The sequence below is a fragment of the Burkholderia sp. BCC1988 genome (genome assembly GCF_905339895.1).
Lineage (GTDB): Bacteria > Pseudomonadota > Gammaproteobacteria > Burkholderiales > Burkholderiaceae > Burkholderia.
Map to the genome: position 1 here is coordinate 83,438 of NZ_CAJPHA010000008.1, position 13,626 is coordinate 97,063.

Below are 13,626 nucleotides of genomic sequence, written 5' to 3' on the forward strand. Positions count from 1 at the left end.
CGGCCCGATCGCGGCGCCGCGCGACTGTGTTCGCTACCTCACGCTGGCCCCGCAATGCACCGTCCGCACGGGCCCGGCGGTCGCGATTCCGCTAAAATCGCGCCATGCGCACCACTTCCCGACCGACCGCCCTGGCCTTGCCGCCTTTCGTCCGCCGCGCCTCCCGCACCCGCCGCGCGCCGCGCCTGTCCGTTTCGATCCGGATGGCCGCCCGATGAAGCATGCCACCCCGCCCGATTTCGACTCGGCCGCCTTTCGCCAGGCGCTCGGCCAGTTCGCGACCGGCGTCACGGTCATCACGACGCGTGCGCCGTCCGGACAGCTGATCGGCATCACCGCGAGCTCGTTCAACTCGGTGTCGCTCGATCCGCCGCTCGTGCTGTGGAGCCTCGCGCACAAATCGGCGTCGACGCCGGTGTTCCGCAGCAACAGCCATTACGTGGTGAACGTGCTCGCGGCGTCGCAACTCGACCTGTGCAAGCGCTTCTCGACCTACAAGGGCGACCGCTTCGAAGGGATCGCGCACGCGGCCGGCAACTCGGGCATGCCGGTGCTCGACGGTGCGCTCGCGTGGTTCGAATGCCACAACCGCAGCCGCTACGACGAAGGCGACCATGTGATCTTCGTCGGCGAAGTGGAACGCTGCGGCGTGCGTGCCGTGTCGGATGCCGCTCCGCCGCTCGTGTTCCACGGCGGCGGCTTCCACGGCCTCACACCGCTTTGATCGCCCCCATGCGCGCCAGCCCGACCGGCGCGCCCGCTTCGTCCTTCAGCGTCTGCAGCACGATGTTCGAACGGATGTCCATCACGCCCGGCGCCTTGTAGAGCCGGTTCAGCACGAAATCCGAATAGTGCTTGAGGTTGTGTGCGAGCACGCGCAGCAGGTAGTGGCTCTCGCCCGTCACGACGAACGCGCCGACCACCTCCGGCCATTCGCGCAGCGCCTCCGCGAAGCGCTCGTGCCATTGATTCTCTTCGTTGCGCATCGACACCTGCACGAACGCCTCGAGCTCGAAGCCGAGCTTCTCGCGGCTCAGGCACGCGCGATAGTGCTCGATCACGCCCTGCTCCTCGAGCAGGCGCATCCGGCGCAGACAGGCGGATGGCGAAAGCGAGATGCGCTCCGCCAGATCGAGATTGCTGATTCTGCCCTCTTCCTGCAGGACCGCCAGAATCCGGCAGTCGGTGGCATCGAGCGTGATCGCGTGCATTTTTGGTCCCCGTTTTCCCTCTGAGTCGAATTATCTGCCAATCGGGCGGATTGTCCATGTTTATTTCGCAAGCACTTTCTGCGAGCGTCCACCTATCATTCGAAGCATCGATTCACCGACTCGTCATGCCATGGACACACTCTGGGACATCTCGCCGCCCGTCAGCCCCGCCACCCCCGTGTGGCCGGGCGACACGCCGGTTTCCGTCGAACGCGTATGGCGGATGGAGGCCGGCTCGCCGGTCAACGTCGCGCGCCTGACGCTGTCGCCGCATACCGGCGCGCACTGCGACGCGCCGCTCCACTACGACGCCGACGGCGCGCCGATCGGCGCGGTGCCGCTCGACACCTATCTCGGCCCGTGCCGCGTGATCCACTGCATCGGCGCGTCGCCGGTCGTGCGCCCGGCCGACCTCGAGGCCGCGCTCGCCGGCGTGCCGCCGCGCGTGCTGCTGCGCACCTATGCGCGCGCCAGCGTCGCGCAATGGGACAGCAGCTTCTGCGCGGTCGCGCCCGAGACCGTCGACCTGCTCGCCGCGCACGGCGTCAAGCTGATCGGCATCGATACGCCGTCGCTCGACCCGCAGGAATCGAAGACCATGGATGCACATCACCGCGTGCGCACGCACCGGATGGCGATCCTCGAAGGGATCGTGCTCGACGACGTGCCGCCCGGCGACTACGAACTGATCGCGCTGCCGCTGAAGTTCGCGACGCTCGACGCGAGCCCCGTGCGTGCGGTGCTGCGCGCGCTGCCCGGCCGGTCCTCCTGATTCATCCAACCATCGACCCGCGAACCACTCGTCCGCGAACTACTGACCCGACATCATGATCATCAAGACCCGTGAAGACGCGCTCGCCATCGACCGCGACGACCCGCTCGCCGCGCTGCGCGACCAGTTCGCGCTGCCCGACGGCGTGATCTATCTCGACGGCAACTCGCTCGGCGCGCAGCCGCGCGCATCGGCCGCCCGCGCGCAACAGGTGATCGGCGCCGAATGGGGCGAAGGCCTGATCCGCAGCTGGAACACCGCCGGCTGGTTCGCGCTGCCGCGCCGCCTCGGCGACAAGCTCGCGACGCTGATCGGCGGCGCGCCCGGCGAAACCGTCGTGACCGACACCATCTCGATCAACCTGTTCAAGCTGCTGTCGGCGATGCTGCGCCACCAGGCCGAACGCGCGCCGGAGCGCCGCGTGATCGTGTCGGAGCGCTCGAACTTCCCGACCGACCTGTACATCGCGCAAGGGCTGATCGAACAGCTCGGCGGCGGCTACGAGCTGCGCCTGATCGACGATCCGGCGGACCTGCCCGACGCGCTCGGCGCGGACACGGCCGTCGCGATGATCACGCACGTGAACTACCGCACCGGCTACATGCACGACATGCCGGCCGTCACGCAGCTCGTGCACGATTCGGGCGCGCTGATGCTGTGGGATCTCGCGCATTCAGCCGGCGCGGTGCCGGTCGACCTGAACGGCGCGCACGCGGACGGCGCGGTCGGCTGCACGTACAAGTACCTGAACGGCGGCCCCGGTTCGCCGGCCTTCGTGTGGGTGCCGCAGCGCCATCTCGCGCATTTCTCGCAGCCGCTGTCGGGCTGGTGGGGCCACCGCGCGCCGTTCGCGATGCAGCCGGCCTTCGCGCCCGATCCGGGCATCGCGCGCTTCCTGTGCGGCACGCAGCCGATCGTGTCGATGTCGATGGTCGAATGCGGGCTCGACGTGTTCCTGCAGACCGACATGCACGCGATCCGCCGCAAGTCGCTCGCGCTGACCGACGCGTTCATCGCGCTCGTCGAAACGCGCTGCGCGGGCCTGTCGCTGAAGCTCGTCACGCCGCGCGCGCATCACCAGCGCGGCTCGCAGGCGAGCTTCGAGCATCCGCACGGCTACGAGGTGATGCAGGCGCTGATCGCGCGCGGCGTGATCGGCGACTACCGCGAGCCTTACGTGCTGCGCTTCGGCTTCACGCCGCTCTATACGCGCTTCGTCGACGTGTGGGATGCCGTCGAGACGCTGCGCGACATCCTCGCCACCGACGCGTGGAAGGCGCCCGAGTTCGCCGAGCGCGGCGCGGTGACCTGACCGCTTCCAGCCCGGCGCGCGCCGCCGCGACGTGCGGATTGCGCGCCGCGCCCCGTCATTCAAATCTGGAGAAAGTCGTGAATTCTGGTCATATTCAGCCACCCGGCGACGATGCGCCGGCGGGCTGCCCGTTCTCGGGCGCACGCGCGGCCCAACCGGCTCATGAAGCGCCACACGTGCCCGGCGAAGCCACCGCTCAAGCCGGCTGGCACGATGCGCAGCTCGATTTCTCGAAGTCGATGAGCTACGGCGACTACCTGTCGCTGAATGCGATCCTCGACGCGCAGCATCCGCTGTCGCCCGATCACAACGAGATGCTGTTCATCATCCAGCATCAGACGAGCGAGCTGTGGATGAAGCTCGCGCTGTTCGAGCTGCGCGGCGCGCTCGACGCGGTGCGCGGCGACGCGCTGCCGCCCGCGTTCAAGATGCTCGCGCGCGTGTCGCGGATCCTCGAGCAGCTCGTGCAGGCGTGGAACGTGCTGTCGACGATGACGCCGTCCGAGTATTCGGCGATGCGGCCGTATCTCGGCCAGTCGTCGGGCTTCCAGTCGTACCAGTACCGGCAGCTCGAATTCCTGCTCGGCAACAAGAACGTGCAGATGCTGCAGCCGCATGCGCACCGGCCCGACATCCTCGAACAGGTGCGCGCGACGCTCGAGGCGCCGTCGTTCTACGACGAGGTCGTGCGCCTGCTCGCGCGGCGCGGTTTCCCGATCGCGCCGGAACGGCTCGAGCGCGACTGGACGCAGCCGATGCGTCACGACGAAACGGTCGAGGCCGCGTGGCTCGAGGTCTATCGTCACCCGCAGCAGCACTGGGAGCTCTACGAGATGGCCGAGGAACTCGTCGATCTCGAGGATGCGTTCCGCCAGTGGCGCTTCCGTCACGTGACGACCGTCGAGCGCATCATCGGCTTCAAGCAGGGCACCGGCGGCACGAGCGGCGCGCCGTATCTGCGCAAGATGCTCGACGTCGTGCTGTTCCCCGAGCTCTGGCACGTGCGCACCACGCTGTAACGCACGCCTCGCGCCCGCGCGTCACGACGACGTGCGGGCCGGCGCCTCCCCTTCGCGCGGCAACGCGCGTTCGTGCGCGAGCCGCGGAATGTGCCGGCGCGGCCTGCGCGGCCGGCTCGCACAAGGGCGGCCGGGCACGCACGGGATCGGTCTCGCGCCGTCCGCGCGCGGGATCCGATGCCGACGCGGTCGCCGCGTTTCCGACGGGCCGACGGGCCGACGGGCCGACGTACCGACGTACCGACGTACCGACATACCGACGTATCGACGTATCGACGAACCGCCGTGCCGCCGTGCCGCCGTGCCGATCGCCGGCATATCGCCATATCGTTGCGGCGCCGCACCATCCGCTGCGCATGCTCACCGCGTTCCGACAGCGCCTCGGTATCCTGTCGGGGCCGGTCGGCAAGCTCGCTGCTCGACGAACTCGTCGCATCGATGCGCGACAGACGCTGACGCCTTCCGCCTTCCGCCTCCGCTTCCGCCCCGCCCACTCCCACGCGCCGCCGCAGCGCACCATCGAAATGCCGCGTCCGCGCCTTGACTTTCGTTCGCCCGAATACGATCATTCGATCACACAAAGAGCAAATGATCGTATTCGACAGGAAAGACTGGCACGAACAGGAGACACCGGATGAGCGAATCGCCCTCCGCCCACGCGCCCGTGCTGCTGCACATCGGCGCAGGCTCGTTCCACCGCGCGCACCAGGCGTGGTATCTGCACCGCGTGAACGCGGCCGTGCCGGCCGACGAACGCTGGTCGCTGACCGTCGGCAACATCCGCGACGACATGCGCGCGACGATGGACGCGCTCGCCGCGCAGCACGGCGCCTACACGCTCGAAACCGTCACGCCGCAGGGCGAGCGCGCGTACGAGACGGTCCGCGCGATCTCGCGCGTGCTGCCGTGGTCGATCGATCTCGCCGCGCTGATCGACGCCGGCGCCGACCCCGCGTGCCGGATCGTGTCGTTCACCGTCACCGAAGGTGGCTACTACCTCGACGAACACAACCGGCTCGACCTCGCGAACGCCGATCTCGCGGCCGACCTGCAAGGCGCGCGCACGACGCTGTACGGCGCGCTCGCGGCGCTGCTCGCCGAACGCGCGAAACGCGGCGCGGGCCCGCTCACGCTGCAGAGCTGCGACAACCTGCGCAACAACGGCGCGCGCTTTCGCGCGGGCATGCGCGAATTCCTCGAACGCCGCGGCGAGGCCGATCTGCTCGCATGGTTCGATGCGCACGTCGCGACGCCGAGCGCGATGGTCGACCGCATCACGCCGCGTCCGACCGCCGACGTGCGCGAACGGGTGCGCGCGGCAACCGGCGTCGACGACGCGTGCCCGGTGATGGGCGAGTCCTTCATCCAGTGGGTGATCGAGGACCGCTTCGCGGCGGGCCGGCCGCGCTGGGAGCTGGCCGGCGCGGAACTCGTCGACGACGTGCATCCGTACGAGGAAGCGAAGATCCGCATCCTCAACGCGACGCACAGCTGCATCGCGTGGGCCGGCACGCTCGCGGGCCACACGTACATCCACGAAGGCACGCACGACGCGGCGATCCGCCGCTTCGCGCACGACTACGTGACGCAGGACGTGATCCCGTGTCTCAGCCCGAGCCCGCTCGATCTCTGGCGCTACCGCGACGTCGTGCTCGAACGGTTCGGCAATCCGTACGTGCTGGACACGAACCAGCGCGTCGCGGCCGACGGCTTCTCGAAGATTCCCGGCTTCATCGCGCCGACGCTCGCCGAATCGCTCGCACGCGGCGCGGCGCCGGTCGCCACCGCGGTGCTGCCGGCGCTGTTCCTGCGCTTTCTCGAACGCTGGGCGCGCGGCTTGCTGCCGTATGCGTACCAGGACGGCGTGATGGACGACGGCGCCGCGCGGGCGATCGTCGAGGCCGACGACCCGGTCGTCGCGCTGTGCGCGAGCCGCGCGCTGTGGGGCTCGCTCGCCGGCAACGCGGCGTTGTTCGACGCGCTGCGCGCCGGGCTCGCACGCGTCGACGCATGGCTCGCGCAGCGCTGACGCACGGCGGCCCGCGGCCTCGCAGCCGGCCGCCCGCGAGCGGCCGCGCATCCGGGCGAACCTGCGTTGGCAGGCGCGCGCGCGTGCGGCTAAAGTAACGGCTCCTCACTGACGGAACGGATCGCTCATGTATCTCGGCATCGACCTCGGCACCTCGGAAGTGAAGGTGCTGCTGCTTGCTCCGGACGGCACCGTGGTCGGCACCGCCGGCACGCCGTTCAGCGTGTCGCGGCCGCACCCGCGCTGGGCCGAACAGCATCCGGACGACTGGTGGCAAGGCACGCTCGCCGCGCTCGCGGCGCTGCGCGAACGGCATCCGCAGGCCTTCGCGCAGGTGCGCGGGATCGGCCTGTCGGGCCAGATGCACGGCGCGGTGCTGCTCGGCCGCGACGACCGCGTGCTGCGCCCCGCGATCCTGTGGAACGACATGCGCAGCGCCGACGAATGCGCGCTGCTCACCGAACGCGCGCCCGATCTCCACGCGCTGGCCGGCAACCTCGCGATGCCCGGCTTCACCGCGCCGAAACTGCTGTGGGTCGCGAAGCACGAGCCCGACGTGTTCGCGGCAACGGCCTGCGTGCTGATGCCGAAGGACTACCTGCGCTTCCGGCTCACCGGCGCGAAGGTGTCCGATCCGTCCGACGCGGCCGGCACGTTGTGGCTCGACGTCGCGCGCCGCGACTGGTCCGACGCGCTGCTCGCCGCGTGCGACATGACGCGCGCCCAGATGCCGCGCATCGTCGAAGGCAATGCGCCGTCCGGCACGCTGCGCGCCGACGTCGCGCGCGAACTCGGGCTGTCGGAGGCCGTCGTGGTGGCGGGCGGCGGCGGCGACAACGCGACGAGCGCGCTCGGCATCGGCGCGATCCACGCGGGCGACGGCTTCGTGTCGCTCGGCACGTCGGGCGTGCTGAGCGTGGTCGGCGACCGCTTCATGCCGAATCCGGCATCGGCCGTGCATGCGTTCTGCCACGCGATTCCCGATCGCTGGCAACTGATGAGCGTCGTGCTGTCGGCCGCGAGCTGCCTGCGCTGGGTCTGCAAGCTGACGGGCACCGACGAGCCGGCGCTGCTCGCCGAAATCGCGGCGCTCGACGCGGACGCACTCGCGACGGCGCCGCTGTTCCTGCCCTACCTGTCCGGCGAACGCACGCCGCACAACGATCCGTATGCGCAGGGCGTGTTCTTCGGGATGACGCATGCGACCGAGCGCGCGCATCTCGGCTACGCGGTGCTCGAAGGCGTGACGCTCGGCCTCGCGGACGGCCTCGACGCGCTGCACGCGGCCGGCGTCGAAACCGACCGGCTGTCGCTGATCGGCGGCGGCGCGCGCAGCGCGTTCTGGGCGCAGCTGATCGCCGACGCGCTGGACGTGCGCACCTGCCAGCACGGCGGCGGCGAAACAGGTGCGGCACTGGGCGCCGCGCGGCTGGGCTGGCTCGCCGTCGGCGGCGATCCGCAAGTCGTGCTGACCAAGCCGCCGGTGCGCGCCGAATACGTGCCCGACGCCGCGCGTCATGCGCTGCTGCGCGAGCGCCTCGACGCGTTCCGCGCGCTGTATCGCCACGTGCGCCCGCTTTACGAACCGTCGCGCGCGCGGCTCGCGTAGGCGGCGACGCAGGGGGCCGTCGGCCGCCCGCCGCGCATGCGTTACAGTGGATGCCGTTGCGCCGCCCGACGGCCGGTCCGCGGGCGGCCCCCCAGATCCGAACCGAACCGCTATCGTGTCCAAGTCCTCAGAAAAACTCGATCTCGCCACGCGTGCCGCGTGGCTCTACTACGTCGCGGGCGACACGCAGAACGAAATCGCCGAGAAGCTGCAGGTGTCGCGCCCGGTCGCGCAGCGCCTCGTCGCGTTCGCGGTCGAGAAGAACCTGATCCGCGTGCGCGTCGATCACCAGCTCGCCGACTGCCTCGAGCTCGGCGCGCAGCTGTCGAAACGCTACGGGCTCACGATGTGCGAAGTCGTGCCCGTCGATGCCGATGCGGCCGAAGCGATCGACCGCAAGCTCGCGGTCGCCGGCGCGCAGGTGATGGAGCGCTACCTGAACGAGACGCGCCCGATGGTGATCGCCGTCAGCAGCGGCCGGACGCTGAAGGCGGCGGTCGCGCAGATCGCGCAGATCGAGCGGCCGCAGCACCGGCTCGTGTCGATGGTCGGCGCGATCGCGGCCGACGGCTCGTCGAACCGCTACGACGTCGCGCAGTACATCTCCGAGAAGACCGGCGGCAAGCACTTCCTGCTGCCCGCGCCGCTGTTCGCCGACAGCGACGCCGAGCGCGCGCAATGGTGCAATCACCGGCTGTACCGGATCGTCGACGCGCTGTCGGCGCAGGCCGACGTCGCGTTCGTCGGGATCGGCAACATCGGCCCGCACTGCCCGCTCTATGAAGACGGCTTCATCACCGAACAGGAACGCGACGAGATGACCGCGCTCGGCGCGGTGGCCGAACTGCTCGGCGTGCCGATCGATGCGCAGGGCCGGCTCGTCGACGTGTCGACGAGCGCGCGCGTGACGAGCGTCGCGCTCGACGCGCCGCCGAAGCGCCCGACGATCGCGTTCGCGGGCGGCCCGAAGAAGCGCGACGCGGTGATCGCCGCGCTGCGCGGCGGCTGGCTGTCGGGGCTCGTCACCGACGAAACCTGCGCACGCGCGGCGCTCGACGCGAAGGCGGCCTGACGCCGCCGCACGCTCACGCGGCCGCGCGCGGCGCCGGAAACGCATGCCGGCGCGCGCGCCATGCGCCGAGCCACGCAGCCGCCAGCAGCGCGACCAGCACCCACGGAATCGCGCCCGCGCCCGTCGCGCCGAGCAGCATCCCGCCCGCGATGCCGCCGCCCGCGATCGCGAGGTTCCACACCGTCACGAGCATCGACTGCGCGACGTCGGCCGCATCGCCCGCCGCGTTCGCGGTGGCCGTCTGGAACAGCGTCGGCGCGCCGCCGAACGCGAGCCCCCACAGCGCGACACCCGCATAAACGATCGTCATCCCGGACCCGGCACCGAGCATCGCCGCCGCAAGCGCGAACAGCGCGATGCTCGCGAGCGTCAGCCGCCGCTGCGCGGCGCCGATCCATGCGCCCGTCAGCGCGATGCCGACCAGCGACGCGATACCGAACACGAACAGCACCGCATCGACCTGCGCGCCCATCCGCACGCCGGCAAGGAACGGCGCAACGTACGTGTACAGCATGTTGTGCGCGAGCACATAGGCGAACATCACGACCAGCACCGGCCGCACGCCGGGCAGTGCGATCACGCCGAGCACCGGCTCGCGGGCGCCGGCGGGCTGCCCCGGATAGTCGGGCACGCGCAGCCGGATCCGGCCGATCAGCGCGAGCGCCGCGACCGTGATGCCCGCGAACGCGATGCGCCAGCCGAACATCGCGCCGAGCGCGGTGCCGGCCGGGATGCCGATCGACATCGCGACCGGCGCGCCGAGCATCGCGACCGCGATCGCCCGGCCGCGCAGCGATGCGTCGACCATCCGGCTCGCATAGCCGGCCAAGAGCGCCCACAACAGCCCGGCCGACATGCCCGCGACGAAGCGCGCGGCGAGCGTGAGCGCGTAATACGGCGACGCGGCCGTCAACGCATTCGACACGACGAACCCGGCAAGCGCCGCGAGCAGCAGCCGGCGCCTGCGCATCGCGCGCGTCGCGGCGACGAGCGGGATCGCCGCGACGATCGAGCCGAGCGCGTAGACGGTCACGAGCTGGCCGATCAGCGCCTCGGTCACGCGCAGGTCGACGCTCATTAGCGGGAGCAAGCCGGCCGGCAACGCTTCGGTGAGGATCGTGATGAACCCGGCGGTGGCGAGCGCCAGCAGGTTCGCGACCGGCAGGCGTTCGCGCACCGGTGCGGACAGACCGGACGCAGGGTCGGAGACGCGGTCGGAAGCGCGGTCGGGAACGGATACGCACTCGCTCATGCCGCGCTCCGGTCGTCGACGCCGTACACCGCATCGCGCACGTCGGTGACGACACGCCCGTGCATCCCTTCGTACAACGTATTGGTCAGCGCGACGACCGTCAGCCCGGCCGCGCGGTCGACGAACCACGCATGCCCGTACGCACCGCCCCAGCGCCACGTGCCGACCGACTCCGGCGACTGCGCGGCCGCCGGATCGCGCAGCACCGAAAAGCCGAGCCCGAAACCGAATCCCGGCGCGTCCGGCAGGTCGTGCGCGCCCGGCTGCACGCGCGACATCTCGTCGATCCAGCGGCGCGCGAGCCAGCCGTCGCGGCCGGTGCGCAACGCATCGAGCAACGTCATGCAGTCGCGCGCGGTGCCCACCATTCCCGCGCCGCCCGACGGCCACGCGGCCGCGTCGAACGCGCGCGCCGGCGCGAAGCGGATGCCGACCGTGCCGTCGTACACCGGCGCGAGATCGTCGTCGGCCATCCGGCGCGGCGCGCCCGGCGTGCTGACGTACGGTGTCGCGAAGCGCGCGGCGTCATTCGAGTAGAACGCGGTGTCGGTCATCCCGAGCGGCGTCGTGACGAGCGCGGCCACGGCTTCGGCGAGCGGCCGGCCGTCGACCGCCTCGATCAGCGCGCCGACCACGTCGGTCGCGAGCGAGTAGTCCCACGACGTGCCGGGCGCGAACCGCAGCAGCACGCCGGCGATGCGCCGCACGTTCTCCGCGAGCGACAGGTCCGCGCGGTCCATCCCGTCGGACACGCCGGCACGCGCATACGGGCCGTCGGCGTCGGCTTCGAGGAAGCGGTAACCGAGCCCGGCCGTATGCGACAGCAGATGACGCAACGTGATGTCGGCCGGCGTGCCGTCGGGCAGCGTCGGCCGGAACGCGGGCAGCCAGCGCGCGACCGGCTCGTCGAGCCCGATGCGCGCCGCCGCGACCAGCCGCATCGCGGCGGCCGTCACGATCGGCTTCGACACCGATGCGAGCCGGAACAGCGTGTCCTCCCGCATCGGCGTGCCGGCCTCGCGATCGGCGAGACCGGCCGCGCGCGCATAGCGAAGTTGGCCGTCGCGGGCGACCAGCACGACCGCGCCGACCACGCGCGCATCGGCCAGCGCGCGATCGAGCGCGGCGTCGAGGCGCTCGGCCAGCGCGGCGTCGGCGTCCGGTTCGGCGCGGTGGGCGGTGACAGGCAGGGATGACATGGCGTGACCTCGAACAGTGAAGGAACGCCCATCGTAGGGAGCCGGCGCGAGAAGAAAAACCGGGTTAGAGTTCCGGACACTCCGGACATCGGTGTCCGCAATCGGGGACCAGCATGGAAAATCTTGGCGGCTTCGTCGTGTTCGTCCAGGTCGCGGAAACGCGCAGTTTCGTCGCGGCCGGCCGCGCGCTCGGGCTGTCGGCGTCGGCGATCGGCAAGCGCATCGCGCGGCTCGAGGCGCGGCTGAACGTGCGCCTCTTTCACCGCAGCACGCGCAGCATCACGCTCACCGCGGAAGGCACGCGCTTCCTGGAGCGGTGCCGGCGCGTGATCGCCGAGATCGACGCGGCCGAGCAGGAACTGACGCACAGCGCCGAAGCGCCGCGCGGGCGCCTGCGCGTGAGCCTGCCGACGATCGGCACGCTGCTGCTGCCGCTGCTCGCCGATTTCATGGCCGCGTATCCGGAGATCGAACTCGATATCGATTTCAGCGACCGCCTCGTCGACGTCGTCGAGGAAGGCTTCGACGCGGTGCTGCGCACCGGCCAGCCGACGGATTCGCGGCTGTCGTCGCGGCTGCTCCGCCATTTCCGCCAGCACCTCGTCGCGTCGCCCGGCTATCTCGCGCGGCGCGGCACGCCGCGCACGCCGGCCGATCTCGCGCAGCACCGCTGCCTGCACTACCGCTTTCCGAGCAGCGGCAAGCTCGAGACCTGGCCGCTGCGCGTGCCGCACGCGAGTACGCCGCCCGAGGTGCCGGTCGCGATGGTCAGCAACAGCGCGGAAGCGCGCCTCTGCTTCACGCTGCGCGGGCTCGGCATCGCGTGCCTGCCCGAGTTCTTCGTGCGCGACGCGCTCGACGACGGCACGCTGTGCGCGGTGCTCGACGAACACGTCGCGAGCTGCACGCCGATCTACGTCCTGTGGCCGTCAGGCCGCCATCCGACGCCGAAACTGCGCGCCTTCGTCGATTACATGGCCGAGCATCTGCGGCTCTGACCGGCGCGCACCCTCACGCCGCCTTCGCGTGCGCGCTCAAGCGCCGGAACGCCTGGCCGTGCTCGTCGAACAGGTGGCAGTGCTCGGCCTGCGCATGCACGTGCAGCGCCTCGCCGGTGCGGTACGTATCGAGCGGCGGAATCCGCGCGATCAGCCCGTCCGGCGCGACGGCCGACTCCGCATACAGGTACGCGGCATCGCCGAGCGATTCGACGGCCATCGTCCGCGCGGCCACGCCGGTCTCCGCCTGCCCCACCATCAGATGCTCGGGCCGCACGCCGACGGTCACCGCCGCGCCGCGCAGCAGCCCGGCCGCCTCGACCGCGACGCGCTGCGTCTCGCCGCTGCCGAAGCGCACCAGCACGCCGGCCGCGTCGACCGACTCGACGGTGCCTTTCAGGAAGTTCATCTTCGGCGAGCCGATGAAACCCGCGACGAACTGGTTGGCCGGCGCGTGGTACAGCGCGTTCGGCGTGCCGACCTGCTGCACCGCGCCGCCCGACAGCACGACGATCTTGTCGGCGAGCGTCATCGCCTCGACCTGGTCGTGCGTCACGTAGATCATCGTGGTCTTCAGCTCGTCGTGCAGCCGCGCGAACTCCAGCCGCATCTTCACGCGCAGCGCCGCGTCGAGGTTCGACAACGGCTCGTCGAACAGGAACACCTTCGGCTTGCGCGTGATCGCGCGGCCGATCGCGACACGCTGCCGCTGGCCGCCCGACAGCTGCTTCGGCTTGCGGTCGAGCAGGTGGTCGATGTGCAGGATCTTCGCGGCCTGCTTCACCGCCTGGTCGATCTCGGGCTTCTTCGCGCCGGCGAGCTTCAGGCCGAACGCCATGTTGTCGTACAGCGTCATGTGCGGGTACAGCGCATACGACTGGAACACCATCGCGATGCCGCGCTTCGCGCTCGGCACGTCGTTGACCTTCGCGCCGTCGATCAGCAGTTCGCCGCTCGAGATGTCCTCGAGCCCGGCGATCATCCGCATCAGCGTGGATTTGCCGCAGCCGCTCGGCCCGACGAACACGACGAATTCGCCGTCGGCGATGTCGAGGTTCACGTTGCGCAGCACTTCGGTGTCGTCGTAGCGCTTCGCGATGTTGCGCAGGAGCACGCTTGCCATGGTCTGTCTCCGTTCGTTCGTGATGCGCCG

General features: G+C 70.7%; 13 protein-coding genes. 9 read left to right on the plus strand and 4 right to left on the minus strand.

Annotated elements, in window-relative coordinates; genetic code table 11:
• Positions 1-214: 214 nt before the first annotated feature.
• On the plus strand, positions 215-724 hold the full coding sequence (locus tag U4012_RS13475) for a flavin reductase family protein (protein ID WP_044844459.1): 510 nt from the start codon (positions 215-217) through the stop codon (positions 722-724).
• Here the strand turns inward: U4012_RS13475 and U4012_RS13480 are convergent.
• Positions 711-1,211 carry an Lrp/AsnC family transcriptional regulator gene (locus tag U4012_RS13480; RefSeq protein WP_044844460.1) on the minus strand — a complete coding sequence of 167 codons (501 nt, stop codon included), beginning with the start codon at positions 1,209-1,211 and terminating at the stop codon, positions 711-713. The genes U4012_RS13475 and U4012_RS13480 overlap by 14 nt on opposite strands.
• Before the next feature lie 130 nt (positions 1,212-1,341).
• Here U4012_RS13480 and kynB point away from each other — a divergent pair, with 130 nt between their 5' ends.
• The 7 genes from kynB (at position 1,342) to U4012_RS13515 (ending at position 9,024) form a co-directional block, all read left to right on the plus strand.
• Positions 1,342-1,983: an arylformamidase gene (kynB, locus tag U4012_RS13485; protein WP_321799151.1), complete on the plus strand. Its 642-nt coding sequence runs from the start codon at positions 1,342-1,344 to the stop codon at positions 1,981-1,983.
• Between the two features lie 55 nt (positions 1,984-2,038).
• A complete protein-coding gene (kynU, locus tag U4012_RS13490) occupies positions 2,039-3,295 on the plus strand; it encodes a kynureninase (protein ID WP_415750377.1) in 1,257 nt (418 codons plus the stop codon).
• 92 nt (positions 3,296-3,387) lie between these two features.
• Positions 3,388-4,314, plus strand: coding sequence for a tryptophan 2,3-dioxygenase (kynA, locus tag U4012_RS13495; protein WP_044844544.1), 927 nt, complete (start codon positions 3,388-3,390; stop codon positions 4,312-4,314).
• A 356-nt stretch (positions 4,315-4,670) separates the two neighbouring features.
• Entirely contained in the window at positions 4,671-4,952 is a 282-nt protein-coding gene (locus U4012_RS13500) for a hypothetical protein (RefSeq protein ID WP_321799153.1), read from the plus strand.
• The gene (gene dalD / locus U4012_RS13505) at positions 4,949-6,343 is read left to right on the plus strand and encodes a D-arabinitol 4-dehydrogenase (RefSeq protein WP_321799155.1); all 1,395 of its coding nucleotides are present in this window, start codon (positions 4,949-4,951) and stop codon (positions 6,341-6,343) included. Before U4012_RS13500 ends, dalD begins: the two co-directional genes overlap by 4 nt.
• A gap of 127 nt (positions 6,344-6,470) precedes the next feature.
• On the plus strand, positions 6,471-7,952 hold the full coding sequence (xylB, locus tag U4012_RS13510; RefSeq protein WP_044844465.1) for a xylulokinase: 1,482 nt from the start codon (positions 6,471-6,473) through the stop codon (positions 7,950-7,952).
• Positions 7,953-8,067: 115 nt separating this feature from the next.
• On the plus strand, positions 8,068-9,024 hold the full coding sequence (locus tag U4012_RS13515) for a sugar-binding transcriptional regulator (RefSeq protein ID WP_044844466.1): 957 nt from the start codon (positions 8,068-8,070) through the stop codon (positions 9,022-9,024).
• 13 nt (positions 9,025-9,037) lie between these two features.
• Here the strand turns inward: U4012_RS13515 and U4012_RS13520 are convergent, their stop codons facing one another.
• Complete coding sequence (locus U4012_RS13520) at positions 9,038-10,276, minus strand: MFS transporter (RefSeq protein ID WP_321799158.1); 1,239 nt, start codon at positions 10,274-10,276, stop codon at positions 9,038-9,040.
• Positions 10,273-11,475: a serine hydrolase domain-containing protein gene (locus U4012_RS13525; protein WP_321799160.1), complete on the minus strand. Its 1,203-nt coding sequence runs from the start codon at positions 11,473-11,475 to the stop codon at positions 10,273-10,275. The genes U4012_RS13520 and U4012_RS13525 overlap by 4 nt, the downstream gene beginning before the upstream one ends.
• A 113-nt stretch (positions 11,476-11,588) precedes the next feature.
• On the opposite strand from U4012_RS13525, the gene U4012_RS13530 reads away from it, so the two are divergent.
• Positions 11,589-12,473 carry a LysR family transcriptional regulator gene (locus tag U4012_RS13530; RefSeq protein ID WP_321799162.1) on the plus strand — a complete coding sequence of 295 codons (885 nt, stop codon included), beginning with the start codon at positions 11,589-11,591 and terminating at the stop codon, positions 12,471-12,473.
• A gap of 13 nt (positions 12,474-12,486) precedes the next feature.
• Here U4012_RS13530 and U4012_RS13535 read toward each other — a convergent pair whose 3' ends face one another.
• Positions 12,487-13,596, minus strand: coding sequence for an ABC transporter ATP-binding protein (locus tag U4012_RS13535; RefSeq protein WP_257773774.1), 1,110 nt, complete (start codon positions 13,594-13,596; stop codon positions 12,487-12,489).
• Positions 13,597-13,626 lie beyond the last annotated feature (30 nt).

Coding starts and splice junctions, on each gene's coding strand:
- U4012_RS13475 (WP_044844459.1), top strand. CDS start 215: ATGAAGCATGCCACCCCGCCCGATTTCGACTCGGCCGCCTTTCGCCAG.
- U4012_RS13480 (WP_044844460.1), bottom strand. CDS start 1,211: ATGCACGCGATCACGCTCGATGCCACCGACTGCCGGATTCTGGCGGTC.
- kynB (WP_321799151.1), top strand. CDS start 1,342: ATGGACACACTCTGGGACATCTCGCCGCCCGTCAGCCCCGCCACCCCC.
- kynU (WP_415750377.1), top strand. CDS start 2,039: ATGATCATCAAGACCCGTGAAGACGCGCTCGCCATCGACCGCGACGAC.
- U4012_RS13500 (WP_321799153.1), top strand. CDS start 4,671: ATGCTCACCGCGTTCCGACAGCGCCTCGGTATCCTGTCGGGGCCGGTC.
- dalD (WP_321799155.1), top strand. CDS start 4,949: ATGAGCGAATCGCCCTCCGCCCACGCGCCCGTGCTGCTGCACATCGGC.
- xylB (WP_044844465.1), top strand. CDS start 6,471: ATGTATCTCGGCATCGACCTCGGCACCTCGGAAGTGAAGGTGCTGCTG.
- U4012_RS13520 (WP_321799158.1), bottom strand. CDS start 10,276: ATGAGCGAGTGCGTATCCGTTCCCGACCGCGCTTCCGACCGCGTCTCC.
- U4012_RS13525 (WP_321799160.1), bottom strand. CDS start 11,475: ATGTCATCCCTGCCTGTCACCGCCCACCGCGCCGAACCGGACGCCGAC.
- U4012_RS13530 (WP_321799162.1), top strand. CDS start 11,589: ATGGAAAATCTTGGCGGCTTCGTCGTGTTCGTCCAGGTCGCGGAAACG.
- U4012_RS13535 (WP_257773774.1), bottom strand. CDS start 13,596: ATGGCAAGCGTGCTCCTGCGCAACATCGCGAAGCGCTACGACGACACC.